At 66.2% G+C, this 20,707-nt stretch carries 20 protein-coding genes; 8 read left to right on the top strand and 12 right to left on the bottom strand.

Features of this window, described 5'->3' with window-relative positions; translation table 11 throughout:
* Position 1: 1 nt before the first annotated feature.
* The 5 genes from QMK34_RS10825 to QMK34_RS10845 form a co-directional block, all read right to left on the bottom strand.
* Positions 2-160: a hypothetical protein gene (locus tag QMK34_RS10825; RefSeq protein WP_326413603.1), complete on the bottom strand. Its 159-nt coding sequence runs from the start codon at positions 158-160 to the stop codon at positions 2-4.
* Positions 161-384: 224 nt separating this feature from the next.
* Entirely contained in the window at positions 385-1,014 is a 630-nt protein-coding gene (locus QMK34_RS10830; RefSeq protein WP_326413604.1) for a TetR/AcrR family transcriptional regulator, read from the bottom strand.
* Between the two features lie 142 nt (positions 1,015-1,156).
* The gene (locus tag QMK34_RS10835; RefSeq protein ID WP_326413701.1) at positions 1,157-2,281 is read right to left on the bottom strand and encodes an ABC transporter permease; all 1,125 of its coding nucleotides are present in this window, start codon (positions 2,279-2,281) and stop codon (positions 1,157-1,159) included.
* Between the two features lie 5 nt (positions 2,282-2,286).
* Positions 2,287-3,822 (bottom strand): sugar ABC transporter ATP-binding protein, encoded by a 1,536-nt coding sequence (locus tag QMK34_RS10840; protein ID WP_326413605.1) that lies wholly within the window; start codon positions 3,820-3,822, stop codon positions 2,287-2,289.
* Between the two features lie 5 nt (positions 3,823-3,827).
* A complete protein-coding gene (locus QMK34_RS10845) occupies positions 3,828-4,931 on the bottom strand; it encodes a sugar ABC transporter substrate-binding protein (protein ID WP_326413606.1) in 1,104 nt (367 codons plus the stop codon).
* Positions 4,932-5,470: 539 nt separating this feature from the next.
* Between QMK34_RS10845 and QMK34_RS10850 the strand changes: the two genes are divergently transcribed.
* From QMK34_RS10850 to QMK34_RS10885, 8 genes are all read left to right on the top strand, one after another.
* Positions 5,471-6,931 (top strand): aldehyde dehydrogenase family protein, encoded by a 1,461-nt coding sequence (locus QMK34_RS10850; protein WP_326413607.1) that lies wholly within the window; start codon positions 5,471-5,473, stop codon positions 6,929-6,931.
* Positions 6,912-7,730 carry an SDR family NAD(P)-dependent oxidoreductase gene (locus QMK34_RS10855; RefSeq protein WP_326413608.1) on the top strand — a complete coding sequence of 273 codons (819 nt, stop codon included), beginning with the start codon at positions 6,912-6,914 and terminating at the stop codon, positions 7,728-7,730. The genes QMK34_RS10850 and QMK34_RS10855 overlap by 20 nt, the downstream gene beginning before the upstream one ends.
* A 684-nt stretch (positions 7,731-8,414) precedes the next feature.
* Positions 8,415-9,365, top strand: coding sequence for an aldo/keto reductase (locus tag QMK34_RS10860; protein WP_326413702.1), 951 nt, complete (start codon positions 8,415-8,417; stop codon positions 9,363-9,365).
* A 502-nt stretch (positions 9,366-9,867) separates the two neighbouring features.
* Positions 9,868-10,773, top strand: coding sequence for a patatin-like phospholipase family protein (locus QMK34_RS10865; protein WP_326413610.1), 906 nt, complete (start codon positions 9,868-9,870; stop codon positions 10,771-10,773).
* Between the two features lie 831 nt (positions 10,774-11,604).
* Entirely contained in the window at positions 11,605-11,844 is a 240-nt protein-coding gene (locus QMK34_RS10870; protein ID WP_326413611.1) for a hypothetical protein, read from the top strand.
* Positions 11,845-11,994: 150 nt separating this feature from the next.
* Positions 11,995-12,453, top strand: coding sequence for a hypothetical protein (locus QMK34_RS10875; RefSeq protein ID WP_326413612.1), 459 nt, complete (start codon positions 11,995-11,997; stop codon positions 12,451-12,453).
* A 65-nt stretch (positions 12,454-12,518) separates the two neighbouring features.
* Positions 12,519-13,244 carry a hypothetical protein gene (locus QMK34_RS10880; protein ID WP_442785127.1) on the top strand — a complete coding sequence of 242 codons (726 nt, stop codon included), beginning with the start codon at positions 12,519-12,521 and terminating at the stop codon, positions 13,242-13,244.
* 77 nt (positions 13,245-13,321) lie between these two features.
* A complete protein-coding gene (locus QMK34_RS10885) occupies positions 13,322-14,707 on the top strand; it encodes a hypothetical protein (protein ID WP_326413613.1) in 1,386 nt (461 codons plus the stop codon).
* Positions 14,708-15,246: 539 nt separating this feature from the next.
* On the opposite strand, the gene QMK34_RS10890 is transcribed toward QMK34_RS10885, so the two are convergent.
* The 7 genes from QMK34_RS10890 to QMK34_RS10920 form a co-directional block, all read right to left on the bottom strand.
* Entirely contained in the window at positions 15,247-16,158 is a 912-nt protein-coding gene (locus QMK34_RS10890; protein ID WP_326413614.1) for an ImmA/IrrE family metallo-endopeptidase, read from the bottom strand.
* An 83-nt stretch (positions 16,159-16,241) separates the two neighbouring features.
* Entirely contained in the window at positions 16,242-16,892 is a 651-nt protein-coding gene (locus QMK34_RS10895; RefSeq protein WP_326413615.1) for a hypothetical protein, read from the bottom strand.
* Entirely contained in the window at positions 16,876-17,511 is a 636-nt protein-coding gene (locus tag QMK34_RS10900; protein ID WP_326413616.1) for an RNA polymerase sigma factor, read from the bottom strand. The genes QMK34_RS10895 and QMK34_RS10900 overlap by 17 nt, the downstream gene beginning before the upstream one ends.
* Positions 17,501-19,054, bottom strand: coding sequence for a hypothetical protein (locus tag QMK34_RS10905; protein ID WP_326413617.1), 1,554 nt, complete (start codon positions 19,052-19,054; stop codon positions 17,501-17,503). Before QMK34_RS10905 ends, QMK34_RS10900 begins: the two co-directional genes overlap by 11 nt.
* Positions 19,054-19,524: a hypothetical protein gene (locus QMK34_RS10910; protein WP_326413618.1), complete on the bottom strand. Its 471-nt coding sequence runs from the start codon at positions 19,522-19,524 to the stop codon at positions 19,054-19,056. The genes QMK34_RS10905 and QMK34_RS10910 overlap by 1 nt, the downstream gene beginning before the upstream one ends.
* Positions 19,521-19,937 carry a hypothetical protein gene (locus tag QMK34_RS10915; RefSeq protein WP_326413619.1) on the bottom strand — a complete coding sequence of 139 codons (417 nt, stop codon included), beginning with the start codon at positions 19,935-19,937 and terminating at the stop codon, positions 19,521-19,523. Before QMK34_RS10915 ends, QMK34_RS10910 begins: the two co-directional genes overlap by 4 nt.
* A complete protein-coding gene (locus tag QMK34_RS10920) occupies positions 19,937-20,263 on the bottom strand; it encodes a hypothetical protein (protein WP_326413620.1) in 327 nt (108 codons plus the stop codon). The genes QMK34_RS10915 and QMK34_RS10920 overlap by 1 nt, the downstream gene beginning before the upstream one ends.
* Positions 20,264-20,707 lie beyond the last annotated feature (444 nt).

Genomic DNA, 20,707 nt, shown 5'->3' on the forward strand with positions numbered 1-20,707 from the left:
GTCAGGTAATCGCGAGGGGGCTGACCTGGACACCGGTGGCGCCGTGTACGGGTAGCGCGCCCAGCACGAAGAGGAACTGACTGCGCTTTGTTTCCGCGCACACCTCGGCCAAGGTCGACACGTCTGCGTTGTCGATGAGGGCCAGCCCCAGCCGCGTCACCCCGATTTGATGCAGCACCAGCGCGGGCCCGCGCGCCCGGTGCGGATCGCGGCTGCGCCCCGGGCTCGTGCTTCGTCGGTGATGAAGTTCAGCGTGCCGTACTGGTCGTCATTTACCCACCGGCCCCAGTTGCTCGGCATCCGTCGGCTCGACGCTCACGTTCCGTATAGAAAGCCAAGCGTGGTGTAGGGCAGGCGAGTCGACGGCGTCGTGCCGTCAGGACGTCACTCCGGCTCCCCATCCTCGGCTGCCATGAAGATCAGGACGTTGACGAGCTTCGCCAATGTGTCCGAGTGCGCCAGCGAGCCCCCCTGAGCGGTGAGGAACGCGCCTTCGAACGCTGCCCCGGCGAAGTCGACCAGCCGGTCGGCTATGGCTGTGGCCGGTGGTCCGCTCGGTTCGGCGAAGCAAAGGGCCAAGGCATCGCGCAGTCCGTCCCGCTGCCGCAGTCGCAGCCGGAGCACCGCGTCGTTGACTTCTCCATTCGGGGCGCTGAGTAGCAGGATGGTCTGCAGGCGCAGGAAATCGGGGGACTCCGCGATGACTCTGGCGGCCCGTTGCAGAACCCAGGCCACCTTCTGCGCCGGCGAGCCCGCTTGGGGCAGGTCGGCCGGAGATGTCGACGCCGCGAAATGCGCGGCACCTCGCTCCATGACCGCCTTGAGCACGCCCTCCTTGGAGCCGAAGTGCCAGTAGATCGAACTGGCCGGCAACCCCACCTGCTTGGAGAGCGCCGAAATGCTGGTGCCGTCGTAGCCGCGGACGGCCATCAGCCGACTGGCCGCGTCGAGGATCTCCTCCCGCGAGCGGTCGCCCTGTTCCTGCCGTTTGGTCTTGGTGGCTTTTTCGCTCACCGGCAAAGCCTACGGCCGGCTGGCCCGGAAAGCACACGACGATGGCTCCAGCGGGCAGCGCCGGCGGCCGGGGTGTTAGGTGTTTCGGCATGCGCCCGGCCGGCAACCGGTACGCAGAGCGTGAGCGGTCCGGATCGTCCACTCATCCCATGTCCTTGTCACCGGCCGCAGCCAACCGCCCGATCCACGGCAGCCGCCGGACCCAGGCCGTGCGCGTGCCGGGTTTCCGCCGCCAAGCGGCCAGGCCGACCGCAAGCAGCAGCGCAGCGCCGTTGAAGAGATCGGGGATCCAGATCGGCAGCTGTGCCAGCTGCAGCCCTTTCACTCCCACGGCCAGCACGTAGGCCGCCACCACCGTACCCCAGACGTTGAACCGGCCACCGCGGAACTGCGTCGATCCCAGGAACACCGCGGCGATGACCGGCAGCAGGTACCCGGGTCCGACGGTCGGATCGCCGGCGGACAGCTGCGAGGTCAGCAGCAAGCCGGCCAACGCGGCCACCACGCCGCCGGTGACCAGCGCGCCGAGCATGACGCGCGAGGTGCGGATACCGCTCAGCTGGGCTGCCTCGATACTGCCGCCGGTGGCGTAGATCCGCCGGCCCGCCGGCGTGCGCTCCAGCACGTACCACAACACCAAGGCCACCACCACCATGATGTAGAAGGGCCAAGTCAGGCCGAACAGCAGCCCCGTTCCCAGCACCTCGAAACCGCCCGGCAGGTTCACGATCTGCTGGCTGCCTGAGATCCACGCGATCGCAGCGGTCAGCAGTGAGCTCACGCCCAGTGTCGCGATGAACGACGGGATCCGCGCATGTGTGATCATCAACCAGGAGAACATTCCCACGGCCGCACCCGCCAGCAAGGACAAGACGACGGCCCACACGATCGGCACCGAACCGACCAGCAGCCGGGCCACGACAACCGCGCCCAGCCCGACCTCGGTACCGATCGCGAGATCCACCACCCCGGCGGCGATCGGCACCACGAGACCGACCGCTACCAGGCACGTGACCGCCTCGTTCGACAACAACGACCGCCATGTACTCGCCGTCAGAAAGGTGTCCGGCACCCACAGCGAAAAGATGACGAACATGATGGCGAACAGGTACAACGCGGCAGCGTTGCGAAACGCCACGACACGCCGCAATCGCACCTGCCACGGGTCGGATTCCGTCGCAACCTGCGGATTCTGCGTCTTCGTTGGCGTTTGCGAGGCAGTCTCCGACGACACTGCCTGGACGTCGGTGACTTGAGCTTCCTTCATCTGCTTCACTCCGTGTTGTCCGTCTTGAGGTTTGCGTCGAGTCCCAGCTCGTCGCGGACAAGGCGGGCTTCGGTCAGTTGTGCCCGTGCGACCTCGCTGATCACCCGGCCGTCCTTGAACACCAGCACCCGGTCGCACAGCGACACGAGTTCCTTGGTGTCGGATGAGCAGACGAGAACCGCGGTGCCGTTGTTCTTCGCGGCGGCGACGAGTTCATGGATGGCCGCCTTCGCACCCACGTCTACGCCCTGGGTGGGTTCGTCAAGCAGCAGCACCCTCGGCTCCAGCCGGAGCCACTTGGCCATCACGACCTTCTGCTGGTTGCCCCCTGAGAGCAGCTTCAGCGGCTGCTCCGGAGCCGGCGGACGCAGGTCCACCACCCGCATCCACGTCCGGGTCTCGGCCAGCTCGGCCTGGCGGTCGATCCAGCCCAGGCGCCGTCGCAGCGGCCGCAGCGACGGCAGCGTCAGGTTCTCCCGGACGGTCAGATCCATGATCGCGCCGCCACGCCTGCGGTCGGCGGGCACGTAGGCCACGCCGCTTCTGATCGCCGCGGAGGTGTCACCGGGAACCAGCTTCCGGCCGGCGACCTCGACCCGGCCGCCGTGGCGGTGCCGGGCCCCGAACAGCATCGCGCCCAGTTGCTCACGCCCCGAACCCTGCAGGCCACCGACACCGACGATCTCCCCGGCGCGGAGGGTGAGGGAAAAGTCGTGGATCTCCTCCCCGCTGATTCCCGAGACGGTCAGCACCGGCTGCCCGCCGCTACCGCCGGCGAGGTCGACGTCGGCGACCTCGCGCCCGGCGATCAGCTTCACCATCGCGTCGTGGTCGAACCGACTGGTCGCCTCGTCGGCGACCACCCGGCCATCGCGCAGCACGACCGCCCGGTCAGCCAGGCTGAGCACCTCGTCGAGCCGGTGGGAGATGAAGACCACCCCGGCACCGGAGGCCGCCACCCGTCGGACGGCGTCGAAGAGGATTCGTACCTCGTCGCCGTGCAGCGCCGTCGTCGGCTCGTCGAGCACCAGCACGTTGTCCGGCCTGGTCCAACCGTCCATTGCCCTGGCGATTCCCACGATCGCCCGCTGGGCTGGTGAGAGCCCACCCACCGGCGCCGTCACATCGAACCGGACACCGAAGCGGGCGATCAGCTGCTGCGCGTGCCGTCTTTCGGCGGCCGAATGCACGGGAGCGAACCCCCGGCCACGCGCCGGCTTGCCCAGGCCCAGGTTTTCCACGGTCGAAAGGATGTCGGCCAGGCCGAGATCCTGATGGATGAAGTGCAGCTCCTCGCGTGCCGCCGACCAAGCCGTGAGCCGCCCTTGGGCGTTGCGCACCTGGACACTTCCGCCCGCATCGGCCTGGTGGACACCGGCCAGGACCTTCACCAGCGTCGACTTGCCCGAGCCGTTGTGTCCCAGCACCGCGACCACCTCACCGGCGTGCACGTCCAGGGACACTTCATCAAGAGCCTTCAACCCCGGAAAGGTCTTCGACAGCTCGTGCACCCGCAGCAGTGGTGCGCATCCAGCGATCACCGCGTTCACCTCGCCGGATGCCAGAGCTGGGCGAAACGCTGCTGGTAGTCCGGATATCCCGACCAGCCTCTGGCCGGGTCGAAGGTGATGTCCTTCTGCTCCAGGAACTGCGTCGGCACCTGCCCGGCCTGCTGCCCCGGAACCGGCTGGCCGCCCTCGATCAGGCGTGCGGCTGCGTCGACACCGGTCCAGACCGACACCGGGAAGTCGATGGCCAACCCGGCGGTCAGGCCACCGTCCTTGATGTCCTGCAGGTTGCCGGGCGTTGGGGCGTAGCCCAGGGTGGTGACCGACAATCCGGCCGCCTTCATCGCCGACGATAAGCCCGCGGCCACCTCGGAACTGGCGAACACCGCGACGTTCGTCGAGGGATGGGCCTGCAGGTCGGTCACGACCGTCCTCGCCGAGGTCGTCCCGATCGTGGCCAAGCCGATCGGGTCGGTGCGCACCTTGCACGAGGGACAGTTCTTCTTCATCTCGTCCTCGAAGGCCTTCTGCATCGGACCGGAGAAGTCGAGGGCGGGAACGCCGTAGAAGACGACGTCGGCGTTCGCGCCCTTGTTGGCGATCACCCAGTCCGCCAGGAGTCTCCCGTTCTGCAGAGTGAGCGGGAAGCCGATGTAGTTGAACGTGATACCGAAGGGCTTGACGTCCTTGCTGATCGACAGCGACAGCACCTTGATCCCGGCGGCGGACAGCGCTTTGAGTCCGTCACCGAACAGTGACGGGTCAATCCCGGTGATGATCACGGCGTCGGGTTTGAGGGCCAGCGCGCTCGACACGGCGGCCTGTGACGCCTGCGCTGTCGAGCTGGCGTTCACCGAGGTCAAGGTCCCGCCGACGGCCGCGATCGCCGGCCGGATCAGGCTGCCTATCAGTCCGCACGCGGTCGTCGAGCACTGCAGGTAGACGAACTTGGTGCCGGCCGGCAACGGCTTGCTCAGCGGTTCGGACACCGGGAAGGCACTCGGGTGCCCCTGGTAGGCAGCAATGGCCGTCTTCGCGGCGGCGACGTTCGCCTGCCCACCCGATCCGGACTCCGCCGAGCCGGACGCCCCGCAAGCCGAACTGGCCAGCACACCCAACGCGGCCGCACAGGTGATGCTCACCCTCCAGCGTGTCCGACGCTTCGCACGCCGTTCATCGATTCTGTGACGCACTGCTGCACTCTCCTGTCGCCATTGAAAGAAGCTGAGAAATGGGAGCGGCTGCTCACGCCGGTCGCGCAGGGCACGCCACCACCAGGCCGACCTTCTGTGACGGTCGTTACTTACAGCTGATTGCCTGACCATAGGCCAGCGGACCACCGGCGTCAACGGCCAACGTGAGGAATCCGCGGAGCGGCGAACTCGCACCGTCGGCGCGCCGACAGTTCCTTGACCAGGCAACTTGTCGACCTTCCCGCTGCGGCCCACGAGGTGGAGGGGGCAGGGTGGAGCCGGTCGGTTCGCCACTCTCGCCGTCTGTGAATCCTCCTGGCACCCCGTCGGCGGCATTGACACGAGCAGGTGCCAGGGTTCAACATTCGTGAAACTGATGCACAGAAGTGAACGCCAGGTGTAAGTCGACGGCTACGCCGAGCCTCTCCCCACTGACCCCCGTCGCATCGACGCTGTCGCCGGCAACACCCGGCAGAGGAGACGAGAAGATGACCGAACACATCGCAGTGCGGCACTGGATCGCCGGGCGGCGGGTCGATACCGCCACCACGTCCACGAGCACCAACCCGGCAACCGGAGAGGTGATCGGCACCTACGCCGAGGCTGACGCGGCAACCGGGCAGGCGGCGATCGATGCCGCCGTCCTAACGTTCGCCGAAAGCAGCTGGCGGCTCGACGCGATGCAGCGAGCCACCGCGTTGAGCCATCTTGCCGACGCCTATGCCGAGCGGCTGGACGACGTGGTCACCACGTTGTGCCGGGAGAACGGCAAACTACAGGCTGAAGCGGGTTTCGAGGCTCAGTTCATCGTCCGTGCGCTGCGGTTCGCCGTCGGCCTCGCCCTGCACACCTTCGGCCGGGTCAGTGACACCCAGCCCGGCCGGCAAGCGCTGTCGATCCGGCAGCCAGTCGGGGTCGCCGGCCTCATCGTCCCGTGGAACTCGCCCGCGTACCTTTCCATCCGGGCGCTGGCGCCGGCGCTCGCGGCCGGGTGCACCGCGGTGCTGAAGCTGCCCGGCCAGGCGGCTCAGTCCGCCGACCTGATGGCTGACATCCTGGGTAGCGTGCCGGACCTGCCGGCCGGCGTGGTCAACATCGTCGTCGAATCCGGTGCCGAGGTCGCCCGGCTGCTGGTCGAGTCGCCGCAGGTGCCGGTCATCAGCTTCACCGGCAGCACCGCCACCGGCCAGCTCATCGCCGCGGCTGCGGCGGCTAACTTCAAGCGGGTCGGATTGGAACTGGGCGGCAAAACGCCGCACCTGGTGTTCGCCGACGCCGACCTCGACCTGGTGATCCCCACCGTCGTCGCGTCCTCGACCGTGTTCGCCGGGCAGTTCTGCATGACCGGCAGCCGGGTCTTGGTGCAGCGGGACATCGCCGATGAGCTCATCGAGCGGCTGGCCCAGAGGCTGGAAGCGGTCAAGCCCGGACCGGCCTCGGACCCGGCGAGCGAGATCGGGCCGATGATCGACAAGGCGTCCGTCGCCCGGGTCGACGCCGCTGTCGAGGCGGCCATCGCGGCGGGTGCGAAGGCGCTCGTCCGTGGCGGACCGAGCACCGACCCCGCGCTGGCCGACGGCGCCTTCTTCCAGCCGACGCTGCTGCTGGTGTCCGACTCCGCCCTGCCGATCGTCCAGGAGGAGACCTTCGGCCCCGTGCAGACCGTGCAGGTCTTCGACACCGAAGAGGAGGCGATCACGCTGGCCAACGACAGCCGGTACGGGCTATCGGCCTGCATCTACAGCCGCGATGTCGACCGGCCGGTGCGCGTCGCCCGGCAGCTGGAGGTCGGACTGATCTCGGTCAACAGCTGGGCCAACCTGACCATCGAATTCGAGGAAGGCGGCTTCAAGGCCAGCGGTCTCGGCCGGCTCGGTGGTGTCGCCAGTATGGAGGACTTCCTCGAGTACAAGCAGATCGTGCAGGACTATGCACCCACCGGCCACTGACCGGCACACCCTCGGATCGTCGCTCTCAGCTGGCAAAGGAGCCTCTATGTCCACAACGTCGTCGCACAGCGGCCGCATCGCCGTCATCACCGGCGCGGCCGGGGGTTTCGGCACGGCCATCGCCTGTGAACTGGCCCGCCGCGGTGCCGACATCATCGCCGTCGACCTCAATCCCGCGGCCGCAGTGGTCTCGGCCGTCGAAGACATCGGGCAGAAGGCGCTCGCACTGCAGGCCGATGTCTCCGACCCAGAACAAGTCGAAGCCATCACCGCCGACATGCTGGGTTTCGCCGGCCGTATCGACATCCTCGTCAACAACGCCGGCATCTTCCCGTTTCGCGACATCTGGGAACTCGATTTCGCGGAGTGGAAGCGCATTCAGGCCATCAACCTGGACTCCCAGTTCCTCATGGCGAAAGCCGTGATGTCCTCGATGCGCGACAACTCGTGGGGTCGGATCGTAAACCTCGCGTCGAACTCCCTCGGTCTCGCTGTAGCGAACATGGTTCCATACATGGCCGCCAAGGGCGGGGTCATCGGGTTCACCCGCGCACTGGCAACCGACCTCGCACCGTTCGGCATCACCGTCAACGCAGTCTGCCCGACCGCCTCGCGCACTCCGGGTGGGCAGAGCTTCATCGGCGACGAGGTACTCGAGATGGTGGCCAACATGCAGGCGATCAAACGGGTCGGGACGGCAACCGACATCGTCGGCTCGATCTGCTTCCTGTCCAGCGACGACTCGGACTTCGTGACCGGGCAGACCATCGTCGCCGACGGCGGACTCATGCGGGTCTGAAATCAACCATGATGCACGACCACAATCGGGGAGCCGACGCCATGGACGATGTCACCGCGATCACGCAGGTGATCCTCAAGGAACGCCAGGGACGCGATCGCGGATGGTTCGAGCAGGAGGCGTCGTGCTTCCATCCGCAGTCACGCGTGCACATCACCTGGTTCGACGGTCCCGGCGCCGAGTTCGTGCAGCTCTCTCGAGCCAGTATGCCGAGAGCATCCGACCCAGTCACCGGCTCGCGCCACCCGTGGTACATCACAGGGTCGATCGGGCCGTGGCCGAGGTGCCTGCCGAAGTCTCGGTGATTCAGGATTTCGGTGGAGTGGACGAGCGCCTCGGCGGCAACTGACTGATTGCCGCTCTCGACTGCATCTATGAACGCGACACCCTGGTGCCGGTTATCCACGGGTCATCGCCCACGATCGATCCCGAGCTACTGGCTCGCTTCCGCCGGCCGTTCACGTACCTGGCTTACCACCTGCACCAGGTCGGCAAGCAGATCACGGAGGACCTTTACTGAGACGACCAGCCCGAACCAGTCGACGCGCTCTACGACGCCGCGTTCTCGTGGCTGGGATCGCACGACGGAGGGCCGTCCCCCGAACGCGCGCACGTCTCCTCCATCAAGGACTGAGCGCGAGCTTTCGCGCAAGTACCGTCAACTCTATGAAGGACATACACACGATGACCCACGACAGCACCTCAGCTACCGGCCCGGCAGCCGGCGAAGGCCCGAAGCCGGGCGGTACCGGCCCGCTCGCCGGACACACCGTTTCTCGAATCGGTTACGGGGCAATGCAGCTTCGGCGCTTGCACGACGACCGCAAAGCCGCAATCGCCCTCCTTCGGCGGGCCATGGAACTGGGTGTCGATCACGTGGACACGGCCCAGTTCTACGGCGACGGTCTGGTCAACGAGCTGATCCGCGAGGGACTGGGTGGCCAAGAAGACGTCCTTGTGGTCACGAAGATCGGTTGCGATCCCAATCCTGAAGGCCCTTTTCCGATGCGACCGGCGCAGCGACCCGAGCAGCTGCGTGCCAGTGTAGAAGACAATCTTCGGGCCCTGGGGCTCGAGCAGTTGCCGGTGGTAAACCTCAGGCGCCTCGATCGCACGTCACGGCTACGCGCCGAAGGCGACCAGGTGGTGGACCTTGACGACCAGCTCGCGGTGATGACCGCCATGCGCGACGAAGGTAAGATTGGTGCCATCGGCTTGAGCAGCGTCACTTCTGACGCGCTGCGTCGTGCGATCCCTGTCGGCATCGCGTGCGTGCAGAATGAATACAGCCTGCTCAACCGGGAAGACGAGGACCTGCTCGACATGTGTGCCGATGAGGGCATCGCCTGGATTCCCTTCTTTCCTCTCGGTGGTGCCGTGCCCGGCACATCCAAGGTCACCGACGATCCCGCCATCCGCGCCGCAGCTAAGTCGCTCAACCGTACTCCGGCTCAGGTCGGCCTGGCGTGGCTGCTGCACCACGCCGCCAACGTGTTGCTTATCCCGGGCACCGCCGACCCGAGCCACCTCGAGGCGAACCTCGATGCGGGAACGATCATCCTCGACACCGCAACTCTCGCCGCAATCGCCGAAGCTCATCCACGACCGACCGAAACGGCTTTGGCTTTCCGGTAAGACCGGAAAGCCTGGCACCGGTCATGAAGGCGAGTTCGCGCAATGCGAAGCGCAATCCCGCCTGTTCGAACACGCAAATGTCGCCCGAAACTCGGTGGCTCAGTCGGGCGCGTCATGTGTCGGTTCGGGCTGAGCCCGATCGCGGCGCCGTGCCGAACATGTCACCGGACGAGAGTTTCGAACCATCACCGCCGCCATCGGCTGCGCGGCGGCGAGCGGCACGTCGCCGGCGAAGTCTGCTGTACCCAGTAAAGATCGGCCTGGCCTGAATCCTGCGGTACGCGCCAAACACCCACCTTATCCCCGGTATCGCAGAGGCCGGGCACCTTCATCGAACGTCGACTCTGGAGTGGTGGAACTGGACGCCGAGGTCCTCGCGGAGCTGGACGCCCTCCCGAGCAGCGGTCGCCACCGCAGAGTGACGTTCCACTCATTTGTGATCACAGGTACCCGAAGTGCAAATGACTTCTTCAACTAGCCACAGGACAAGACAGGACAAGAGATGACTGAAGCGTTGGTGCTCGGAGGTGGAGGCGTCGCCGGAGTGGCATGGACGATCGGGCTGCTAACGGGGCTGGCTGATGCGGGTCAGGACGTGAGTGGGGCTGAGCTGATCGTTGGGACCTCGGCAGGCTCGGCCGTCGCGGCGCAGTTGGGGAGTGGGTTGGGCTTGGAGGAACTGTATGCCCGGCAGGTCGAACCGGAGATGCAGGCCGCCGAGATCATGCCCGAGGTGGACTTGGCGAACCTAGGTTCGGGGATTGCGGCCATTATGCAGACTGCCACGTCTGAATTGGAGATTCGGCGCGCTGTGGGCCGGCTTGCATTGGAGGCCGACACCGTGCCGGAACCTGAGAGACGTGCGGTGATCGAGTCGCGCCTGCCGTCCCACGAGTGGCCGGCACGCGCGTTGAAGATCGTCGCGGTGGACGCCGAGAGCGGTGAGCCACGTGTGTTCGATCGTACGTCAGGTGTGAGCCTGGTCGACGCTGTCGCGGCGAGTTGTGCCGTGCCCGGCGTGTGGCCCCCAGTGACTATTGGAGAGCACCGGTACCTCGATGGCGGCGTGCGTTCCCATGCGAATGCCGACTACGCTGCCGGAGCGTCACGAGTAGTGGTGGTCGTGCCGATGGGGCAGGTCTCACTGTTGCCGAGCGAGAAACCGTTGGTACAGGCCGTCGAGGAACTGCGTGTGCGGGGTGTCGAGGTCGCGGTGGTCGAGCCGGACGAGGCGTCACGCCTGGCGATTGGGGTGAACGCGCTGGACCCGTCGACGCGCAGGCCTGCGGCCGAGGCAGGGCGCGTTCAAGGTCGTGGCCTGAAGATCGAGTGGAAGAAAGCCTTAGGGCGTGCTGGCATGACGATCCGGGAGCTGACCCGCGCCTGCCCCACCGCCATGGAACGCTGAACCCTGCCAGCGTGCCGAGGCAGAGCCGAAGCCGAAACGACGGGCATGGCCTCCGCGTGCTTCGCTTCGGCAGTGCTCGATCGCTCAGGTCGGGGCGTACACGTTCGGGCGATGTCCCCGTCCGGCGCTTGAACCGCGTCTCGGCGACGGCCGGTAGCTCGTGGAGATGCTTACCGAGCGTGCAACTGGCCGCCGGTGGGGAACCACGATGGCCTTCTTCGCGGGCCCCTCCGGGGGATTTCAGCTGGCCGCTGACAGGCGTACGACGGCACGCAGGCTGTGTGCCTCGCCGTCCACTCGGCCTTGCCCACCTATCGCGATCAAGGCCACCCGACAAGTAAACCACACGTAAACTAAACAGCATCACGCGACACTAGTAGGCCCAGGGCAGGTCGATAAGACCGGCTGGCACGGCAAGGCTGATGTTGATGTCAATGTCGGCCAATGCGTCCTCGACCGACAAGCCCCAGGTCGAGTAACCGCGCCCGCCGCGCGGTATCGAGGGCCAGTTCGCGAGTCAATGATGTCATCAACGCCACGTCTCGCGTGACCGGGTCGCCGCCATGCAGGGCTGATGCCGGGGCCAGCCTCAGCGCCGCGACACCCTCACCACCTCGGCGGCCCGCTCGTCGTGGCCGCCCCTGACGCATCACCCCCGGGGGGTCTCGCCGTCGAGCTCGCGGATTAGGGCGTGATGCAAAGTGCACTGGTCGCGGTCCGGATGTTGACCGTCAACTCGGTGACAAAGCCACCGTCGTCGGGCACCGCGCATGCTTACGGGAACTCGAACCCGACAATCCCGAAGTCGAGGCCGCAGCGCTGGCATCGGACATGCCGTTGCCCGTGCCGGACGGCGTGCTCGATGCCTGCGGCCGGGAACGTCGGCTGGTGGTGCGCACCCGAGAACGGTTCATCGCGGTGCAGCAACTTCGCGCGGAAGGTCTGTCGCTGGCTGCGATCAGCCGCCGGTTGGGTCGCCCTGCATTTGACCTGGATGGGCTTGCCGCCAGGCAGCAGGAAACCTTGGTGGAACAACCCAGCAGGGTGAACCGCCTGGAGCACTTTTGGTGACCCCCTATCGAATGGGGTCACGCCCTGCTCCAGTTTTGCTCCACCTACTGAACGGTAACTGAAGCGAGATCCACTGTGGACGGTTTTTCGGCGCAACGAAAAAGACCCGCTGGCCTGGGAAGATTCCCAAACCAACGGGTCTGTCGTGTTGTGGACCTTGGGGGAGCTTATTACAACCCGAAAGACCAGGTCAGGGCACTGGAAAAGCTTCGCGAGAAGCTCCCCAGCCTTGGTGCACCCCAACCGACGTCGGGCAAGCGGGACCGGCCGCGGCGGGCCCTGCGACTCGGCAGCGATCAAGTAGAGCAGCTGATCGCCGGCTACAGGTCCGGCGCGACTGTGTACGAGCTCGGTGAGCGATTCGGCATCGAACGGCGGACGGTCAGCAGCATCCTCCACCGGCACGGCGTGCCTATGCGCCGCCGCGGCCTCGCACCCGACCAAGTCGACGACGCCATCCACCTGTACAACCTCGGTTGGTCACTGGCGCGAGTCGGCCAGCACCTGGATGTCGACCACGTCACCGTGCTGAACAAACTCCGCGAACGCGGCATCCCCACCCGAGACACCCACGGGCGTCCGCGCGTCGAGGCAGGTGGTGCTCGATGACCAGGCGTGTAACTGTGTCGACGCGGTCAGCTTCGGACGGGACCGCTGTGGTTCAGGCTGTCACCGTGATCATGGGCATCGTCGTCGGCCTCACCTTCATGTTCGGCTTCGGCAACGTCCTCAACCTCGCCCTCCGCCTTGACGTACCCGTCTGGGTCGCTCCACTCGTCGCCCCTGCTGTCGATCTCTCAATCCTCGGGCTCCTGCTTGGCAGTCGGCACTTGGCCCTCGCCGGGGTGCCGTCGACGCAGTTGCGGCCAGCCCGCCGCTTGCTGCTCTTCGCGAGCGTGGTGACCCTGGCACTGAACGTGGCTGACCCGCTCGTAGCTGGTGACTATGGCAAGGCCGCGTTCGACGCCGTTGGCCCGTTGCTGCTGATCGGATGGGCTGAGGTCGGCCCGGATCTGCTTAGGGCGCTGACCACCGCAAGTCGGCCAGCTGAAGTGGCATTCGATGACGTGAAGCCGGTGCAGGCCGCGTACGCCGACGAACCGTCCGCGATCGAACAAGCGGCGTCGGAGTCGTCTGGGGACGCGACGCCCGATGACACTGCGGCGGATGAACGGAGCAATCGGTCAGCTTCCAGGTTGGTTGACGACGATCTGCTTGAGCGGGCGAGAGTGGAGGACGCCTGTCATTGGGATGCGCATCGCCGACCGATCTCCGCAGAGACGCTTCGGCGGAAGCTCCACATCGGTGCTGCCCGTTCCAGGCTGCTCGTGGCGATGATCCGGGCTGATTCGCAAGGACGATCAGCTCAAGTCGAGGTGGCGACCCACGCTGGAGGGTGATGGCGGATCGATCGCCGCAGCCAGCGTCCTTATAGGGGTGAATGAGCCGGACGTGCCTCGCGCGGGAAGATGATGCGGTGACCGACCTCGAAACCATGATCGCTCAAGTGTGGAGCCCGGATGTCCGGCCTCTCGCCGAGGAAGCATGGCGCTGCTACAACGCTGGCGCAGTACGCGCGAGCATTGCTGCGACATGGACGGCAGTCACCGCCGACGTTATCACCAAGCTGATCAGGCTGGCCGACGACGGCGACAACGCCGTGGCCCCCTTCCGTGACAAGATTCTTGAAGCACAGCGCCAAGGTCTAGAAGGCCAGGGCGTCCGTGCGATGCAGAATATTGAGTCTGAGCTACTCGACAAGGCCACCGAGTTCGAGTTGGTCGACTCAATCGGCGCACGCGAACTCGTACGTATCCGACAGGACCGAAACCTCTGCGTCCACCCCTCGCTGCGAAATCTCGGCGACGTCTACGAGCCACGCCCGGAAGTAGCCCGCAGTCACCTCGCCGTAGCGCTGTCCGCATTGCTCGTGCACCCACCAACTCAGGGGCGCAAGGTTCTCGCCGAGTTCGTTGACTACATCTGCGACCCCTTCTTCGTGCCTGCTCTCCCGCACATCCAGGCCACCTTCTTCGACCGCGTTCGCACAGCGACGAGGCACACAGTGGTCAGGTTTGCAGCCAAGCATGCTGTGCTCCAACTAGACCCCAACGGCAGGATGGACGCCGCACAGCATGCTGACCGAATGGCGATCGCGCTTGACGCTTTCGCACACCGGAACCGGGCACTAGTCATGGCGGTCATGGCAGACCAGCGCGAACGCTTCGCACTGGCTGAAAGCACAGTCATGCTTGGAACGCTCAGTCGACTGGGCGGCCAGGACTACTTCTGGAACATGGTGGACAATTCACTCGCTACGCGGATCCAAGGACTCCTTGAGCACCAACTCCCCGGTTCCGCCCCTCACGGGACTCACGGCGCGTTCTTCCACCTCGCAGTGGTGCGGTTCGATCTGGCACGGCAACGGCTGCCCAAGCTCGAAGGATTCTTCGGTAGACTGCACATAAATGATCAGATGGCCATTGCAGGAAACTGGCCCTCGCGCTACTTCGTGCCGATGGTAGTTGATGCCCTCCGGACAGCGGGTAGTTGGCGCGGCGGCGAGTCCGCTGGTCAGCTCCTATTGAAGCATGCGCACTATCTTGATCCGAACGACCTGCGTACGGCGCTTTCACACTGGGCGGATAACTCGCAGTGTCGAGAGGCCTCCAAAATGCCTGAAATTGCCGTAATGGTGTTCCAGGACACGAACCACCTTGACGGGTCGCGTATCGAAGCCTTTCGGGAGTTCCTTATCAACATCAAAGCGAAGATGCAGGACGGACGAGAACCTGAAGAGTATAAAGAATACTATGAATATCCAGCTTTGGCGGAGGTAGTGAATTCCTGGGGAAGCGCATAAGGCAAGTGCTGAAACGGGCTTACAAGCGACCGGAACGAGGAACAGGGAAATTCGACAGGCGTTGTGTGCGAGATCGACCGAGAACTCATCCGCGTCGATGAAGCTCATGACATCCTCCGGATCGGGGCGATCTCGGAGGCGAAATAGGCGCTGGCTGCCCGCAGCCCGCTTGAGCTCGGCGTTCTCCCGCTTGAGCCGCCGGTTCTCCTCGACCATGTCGGTGCTCGACCGATCATGCTCGCCGCGGTCGGCCTCTTCCTGGCGGATCCAGTTCCGCAGGCCTCGTGATGGACGTTGAGCAGTTCGACCACTGTCGGATCACCGGCTTGGGGTCGCAGCTCATCCGGGTACTTCCTGGGGGCAGGCACGATGACTTCCTTCCTCGGTTCGCAAGATCAAACCTGGTTTGGAAGTCTCCGGGCAACCGGGGGAACCTCAGAGCGCTCTCGCTGTCCTCGGACAAGGACCAACTCGCTGGGCTCGCTCTGGAAAGCTCCGAACTACCCTATCAGCGCTCGTCGCACTTTGCCGGATAGTTGTTAGTGGCAGTCACTGCAAACGCCATTCTGAAGATCATTCTTAGGAGACTGCGCGAAACATGTTTTGCAGGCTTCAGTCAGCGACTGCCGCCGCTGGCAGTCGCAACGCCCGCATCTTGGGCAGAACTGTTTCCCGCAGGCGGGGCAGGGAAACCCCGTCGTGCCGCCACTGAAGCCGCATGAGCAGGCGAAGGTCGTGCGGGCGCGGTCGATTCGCTCGTGTTCCGGGCCGGTCACGTGAAGGTTGTCGACGTTCCAGAGGTCGAGTTCGGCGAGAACGGCGTATGTGCGTTTCGGAGACGCCGCCGCATTCAGGTAGTAGGTGTTCCGAGTACCCCACGGCGTGGACCAGAACGACTTTCGGACGAGCTGCTGGCCGGGTTGCAGGCGGGCCAAAGGGTGGTCGCTGGGGACACCTTGACCGGAGCTGGGGTAGACGGCGGGGCGGTCGACCAACCTGGCGTAGACGACCTTTTGGGTGGTGCGGTCCGTGATGACGATCGCGCCTGTGCAAGTGAGACGGCGGGCCAGGGCGATGGCACACACGACTTGGCTGGCCTCAGTCGTCAGGAACAGGTCGAGCAGCTGCTTCCCGGTGACTGGCCCTTTGCCGACGATCGCGTCCAGAACTTCGTCTGGCACGAGGAGCATGGCGGCGATCTCGTCGCAGAGCTTCTCCAGTTCGATGGCTGGTTCGTCCTGGTCGGCGATCCAGTTCACAGCTTCCTCGTCCTGCATCACCAGCAGGTGCCCGTACTCGTGCAGGAGGGTGAAGTTCTCGCGCCGCGAATCGGTGGGCGAGTAGAGCACAGTGTTGTGCTCGCTGAACGACATTCCGTCGCAGATCCCGTGCGCGCCACGGCGCGAAGTCAACTGCTCAACTGCGCGAACGGTGAGGCCGGTCCCGATCATCGCTTCGAGGGGCGCTCGGCGAAGGGCCTCGCGAAGAGATGAGGTGAGTGCCCGCAACAGTCTGGTTACCTGTCCTCTCCTCGTCATGATCTGTCCAGGAAGCCGGGTATCGAACGAAACTGCCGGAGGACGCCGAGCAGAGCTTCGACCGAGCCGCCGGTGCGGTTCCGATGGGCGGCTCCGGCCAACGTGGACGTCGCGCGCTGGCGAAGCACCGTCGGCTGGACGCCGGCTTCGGCGGCCCAGTCCGAGAGGAAAGCTTGGATTCTCTGGTCGTCGAAGAGGTCGTCCACGCCACTGGCTGGCTTCGCCGCGGTGAGAAGCGCATCATCTCCGACAGACAGCTCTTCGGCGATCGCCGTGATGAGCGCGGGGGCCAGTGCTGGACGGCCGAGCTCCCACTTGAACGCTTCCTGCATGGTCACCTCCCACCCGCGAGCGTTGAGGCGGGCGACGAGCTGACGGAGGTCCAGCCGTAAGCGTTTGCGCGCGGCCGCGAGTTTGCGTCCGTCGACGAGTACGTCCGGATCGGGCACGAGGCCGAGCATCAGGGCGACGGGGTCGTCGTGTCTGACGGGTTCGCGAGTCGGAGGGCCGCTTCGGTCCTGCTCTTCCGCGGCGAGTTCGGCGGCGACGTTCACAGCGTCGAGCCAGGGATCCATCTCGTCGTGCATGTCCGGAGCTTGGTCGTCGTCGGTGCGTTGCTTGTAACCGTCATCAGGGTTGCCGGTCACGCGGACGATTCACCTCCTCTTTGAGCCGCTGGAATGCTTCCTTGTACAGCTGGCCTACTCGTTGGCCGGTCAGGTTCAGGTCTTCGCCGATTTCTTTGTTGGTCCGGCAGCGGGCGTGCTTGGCGATGACGATCGCACGGGACCGTTCGTCGAGTGCGTCCAGTGCAGCCTTGGCGCGGTCTGCGCGCTCCGCCTGTTCGAGATGCTCGTCTTGTTCCACGACGGAGTCGGCAGTCGGGTCGTGCGGTGCATCGCGGTGGATCCGTGGATCACCGTCGTCGACCTCCTCGTGCTGCCGCGCTTTCACCAGGTCCTTGCAAGCGTTGTGGACCGCGCCGTGCAAGTAGGCTTCCCAGTTGCCCGGCCGGGGCATCTGGTTCTCCTTGTGGCAGTTCACCAGACGGGTGAAGACGATGCTGAGCGCGGTATCGGCTTCGCTCCGCAGCCGGGCGGGGAGCTTCGTCACCGCGTACCGGCGCAGTGTCTCGTGGTAGCGCAGGTAGAGTGCGCCGGGATCGGCCGCCGGGCCGTCGGTCGACCCCGGCGTCTCGCCCGCTTCCTGACCAGCGCTCACAGCAGGAGTATGCGCCGAATGGCGGTAAGAGGGTTCATGACGCACCGTGCGCGACCTCGACCGGTACCTGATCGCCGTACAACTGCTGGTACCACTGGAGCCGCGTTCCCGAGCGGCACAAGCACCGGCCGGTGCGGTCGGACGGCACTCGGCGGACCAGCCCGGGCGGCAGTCCACTGAGGTCGACGTCAACCCGACCGGTCAGCACCGGTAGGCCGTGAATCTGTTTCACGATCTCCGCTGCCGCCAGTACCCCGGCGAACCAGGACACCTGTGGCGCGGCCACGGCGACCACCTCCTGACCGCCGGCGGCGCCCATGCGGACCTCGGCTTCGGCGTACGCCTGCCGGACCAGGTCGTTGATCGTCCGGCCGACGAGCGCGTCTCGCCGATGTGCGGGCAGCTTGCCCGCCGCGACGGCCTGGTCGACGTCCGCGGTGGTCAGCTGGGCTCCGTCCTGGAGTAGCGCGAGCACCCGTTGGACGGACAACCCAGTGGTCTCGGCGTAGACACCCGCTTGGGTGGCCGGGGGCTGGGCGCTGACGAAGTCGCAGAACGGACACGCGAACCCGTCGCCGAACCTTTCTCGCTGGGCGTGCAAGGAGAGGCCGGACACGCCGAGGGACAACGTCGACCGGGCCAGCACGTCGGTTACCTCCAACCGGCCCGTGAGGGTGTCGACCGACGACAACACCAACCCGTCGAAGCCCGGATTCTCCCGGTTGACGACCCAGTCGGCGACGCTCGTGGAGACCGGACGCGCCCCCAGGCCGAGCTCCGTGAGCTTCGAGGCCATGTAGTCGGCCTTCGGCCCTGTTTCCGGTCCGAGGAGCGCCGGATAGCGGAAAGGGTTTCGTGTCCTGTCGAAGATGTCGGAGTCGATGACCGTGATCTCCTCGAGAGCGTCCGTGCTCAACGTCCCGGTGAGCTGCGGCGCGAACGCCGTCGCGAGCAGGGCGAGGCTGCTCGTGCCCACCGAGCCGACTCCCGCAACGGCGAGCTTCAGGCGATCGCGGTCCGACGGGAGCACAGGTATCACCGGCGCCGCGGTCAACCCGTAGTCGATCAAGTTCGTCACGTACGGCACGTCCACCGGAACGCCCGAGAACCCGAGCGGTCCGAGCACGCGGATCAGGAGCTGACTCACCGCCAGGCACGCCGCCGCGTGCACGCCGAGCGCGTGCGTCGTCACGGCGCCTAAGGGCTGCGGAGCCAGGCCGAGACGGACCGTGTAATCGTCGCCGCCCACGCCGAGGGCGCCGGCCCCCACCTGGATCCCGAAGGTGACCACGACGTTCCGCTGCGGTGCGTCCGCGGGTTGAGGACGTACGTAGTCCAGCGCGGTCAGCAGGGTGGCGCTGTCTCTGGCGCCCCACCAGTTGGGCGGCAAGGCGACCGGAGGGGCGATGGCGATGTCACCGAACAGGCGTGCCGCCATGCCGGTGAACGCCGCCAGCGCGGTGGCCGCCCCGCCGATCACGTCCGCCCCGGCGCGGATCACCACCCGCACGTCGTCCAGGGCACGCAGGAGCTCAACCGCGGCCGATTCGTCGGCGGTGCCAAGGAGCCTCAGGCGCGGATCAGTCATCAGACCTCCACCTCCGGGTCCACGCGGAGGTGAAGGTCCCGTTCGCTCCCGGGGGGCAGGGACCGCCACCGATCGCATTCGCGGCGCAGAACTGCACAGGCGTCGAGGCCGAGGCGCAACCCGAGACCGAAGAACGGAACGACAATGGAAAGTGCGCCTTCGTGGGTCAGGACGGGGTTCGCGTCGTCGGCAGGTGAATGGAATGCCTCTGCCGGATGGGAGTGGATCCGGGCGACGTAAAGCTCTCCGGGTTCGAGGGCCAAGGCCAGTTCGATCTGCCCGGCCCGGGTGACCTCCACGGACACTCCGCCGCTGGCACCCCGCCACGGCTGCTGCTGCGGAACGACGAGCGCCGCGCCGTTCGGGCCGCTCTTGATCATCGCGGTGCCCTCGTGACCGCGGGCGCCGCGATCTTCGAAGAACATTCGCGCGTCGGCCAGCAGTTGCACCGGCAGGACCAGGGGGTTCATAGCCCCACCTTGGTCAGGAGGCGGTCCAGGAGACTGTCCGCTCGGAGCGCGTATCGCACCGCGTCCCACCTTTCTCCGTAATGGCTCTCGTGGGCGTAGTAGGCCCGGGTGCCGCTGACGCAGACCCAGGGCACGCCGAGGCTGCTGTGGATGCCGTGGGCGAACCCGGGAATCCACTGGTCGAGCGGAAGCACGTCGCCCGCGTCGTCGACGAGGGCGACGTCGAACGGCTCCGCGTCGTACCGGGAGCCGTCCAACCGCAACGTCCGCGTGCCGCCGGCGGGCGGCCGCAGCGTCATCAGCAGGCTGGAACCCTCGCGGCGGAGGTCCCCGGCGCGAGGGCCCAGCCGTGCCTGCGCCTGCTCGACCTCGATGTCGAGCAGGTCGGCCAGCACCCGGGGGTGCAGGGCCATCAGCCGTCGACCTGCGGCTTGCGGTTGATCAGGACGAGCACGTCGTCCTCGCGCACACCCGCGTGCTGGAGGGTCGACGTGGGGTCGAGCTCGCCTTCGCCGCCGCGGGGCAGGGTCAGGGCGTACTCGCCGTCGACGAGCTCGCCCTTCTGGACGAAGTACTTCACCGCCTTGCGGGTCAGGTCCGCGACCTTGTCGTCCGGCTTGACCGTCTCCCGCACCTGGTGGCCCGCCAGCGTCCGGACGGTCACGTGGAACGGGTGGTTGTTGCCGCCGTGGCCGGCCTGCTCGTCGTTCTGTCCATGCGGAACATTGGTGTTCGGCATCGTTCTCCTCCTCGGTTTCGGCGCCGTGTACCGAGTAGACGATCGAGCTCACCGGAATGAAAATGCCCAGGTCAACGAAGCTGTGTCTACGTTGGAGGTGCTGAGTGAGCGATGGCCGCCGCAGGCAACTGCTCGACTCGTCCGGCCAAGCGGACTGAGCCCGGCACAGCTGCTGGCCCTCACGCACGAGCCGTGGGTCGTGTCACGCGCTGGAACGCCGCACGGACGACACCAGCCCGCAGGCTGCGACATCGGTGGGCCGCCGGCGCTCGTCCCCGTCGATGGCCGTTCGCCGCGGGTGCTGCCATCGACGTTCTCGGTGGGCTGATCGGGCTGTTCGGCTTCGCCGCGCTGGGCACGGTCATTCTCAACAAGGCCCATGAGCCTCGTCGTCGTGCTCACCGCGTTGCCCGCGCTTCCGTACACCGCAGTCGCCGCGCACTA

It is taken from the genome of Amycolatopsis sp. H20-H5 (assembly GCF_035828755.1).
In the GTDB taxonomy this organism is placed as follows: Bacteria; Actinomycetota; Actinomycetes; order Mycobacteriales; family Pseudonocardiaceae; genus Amycolatopsis.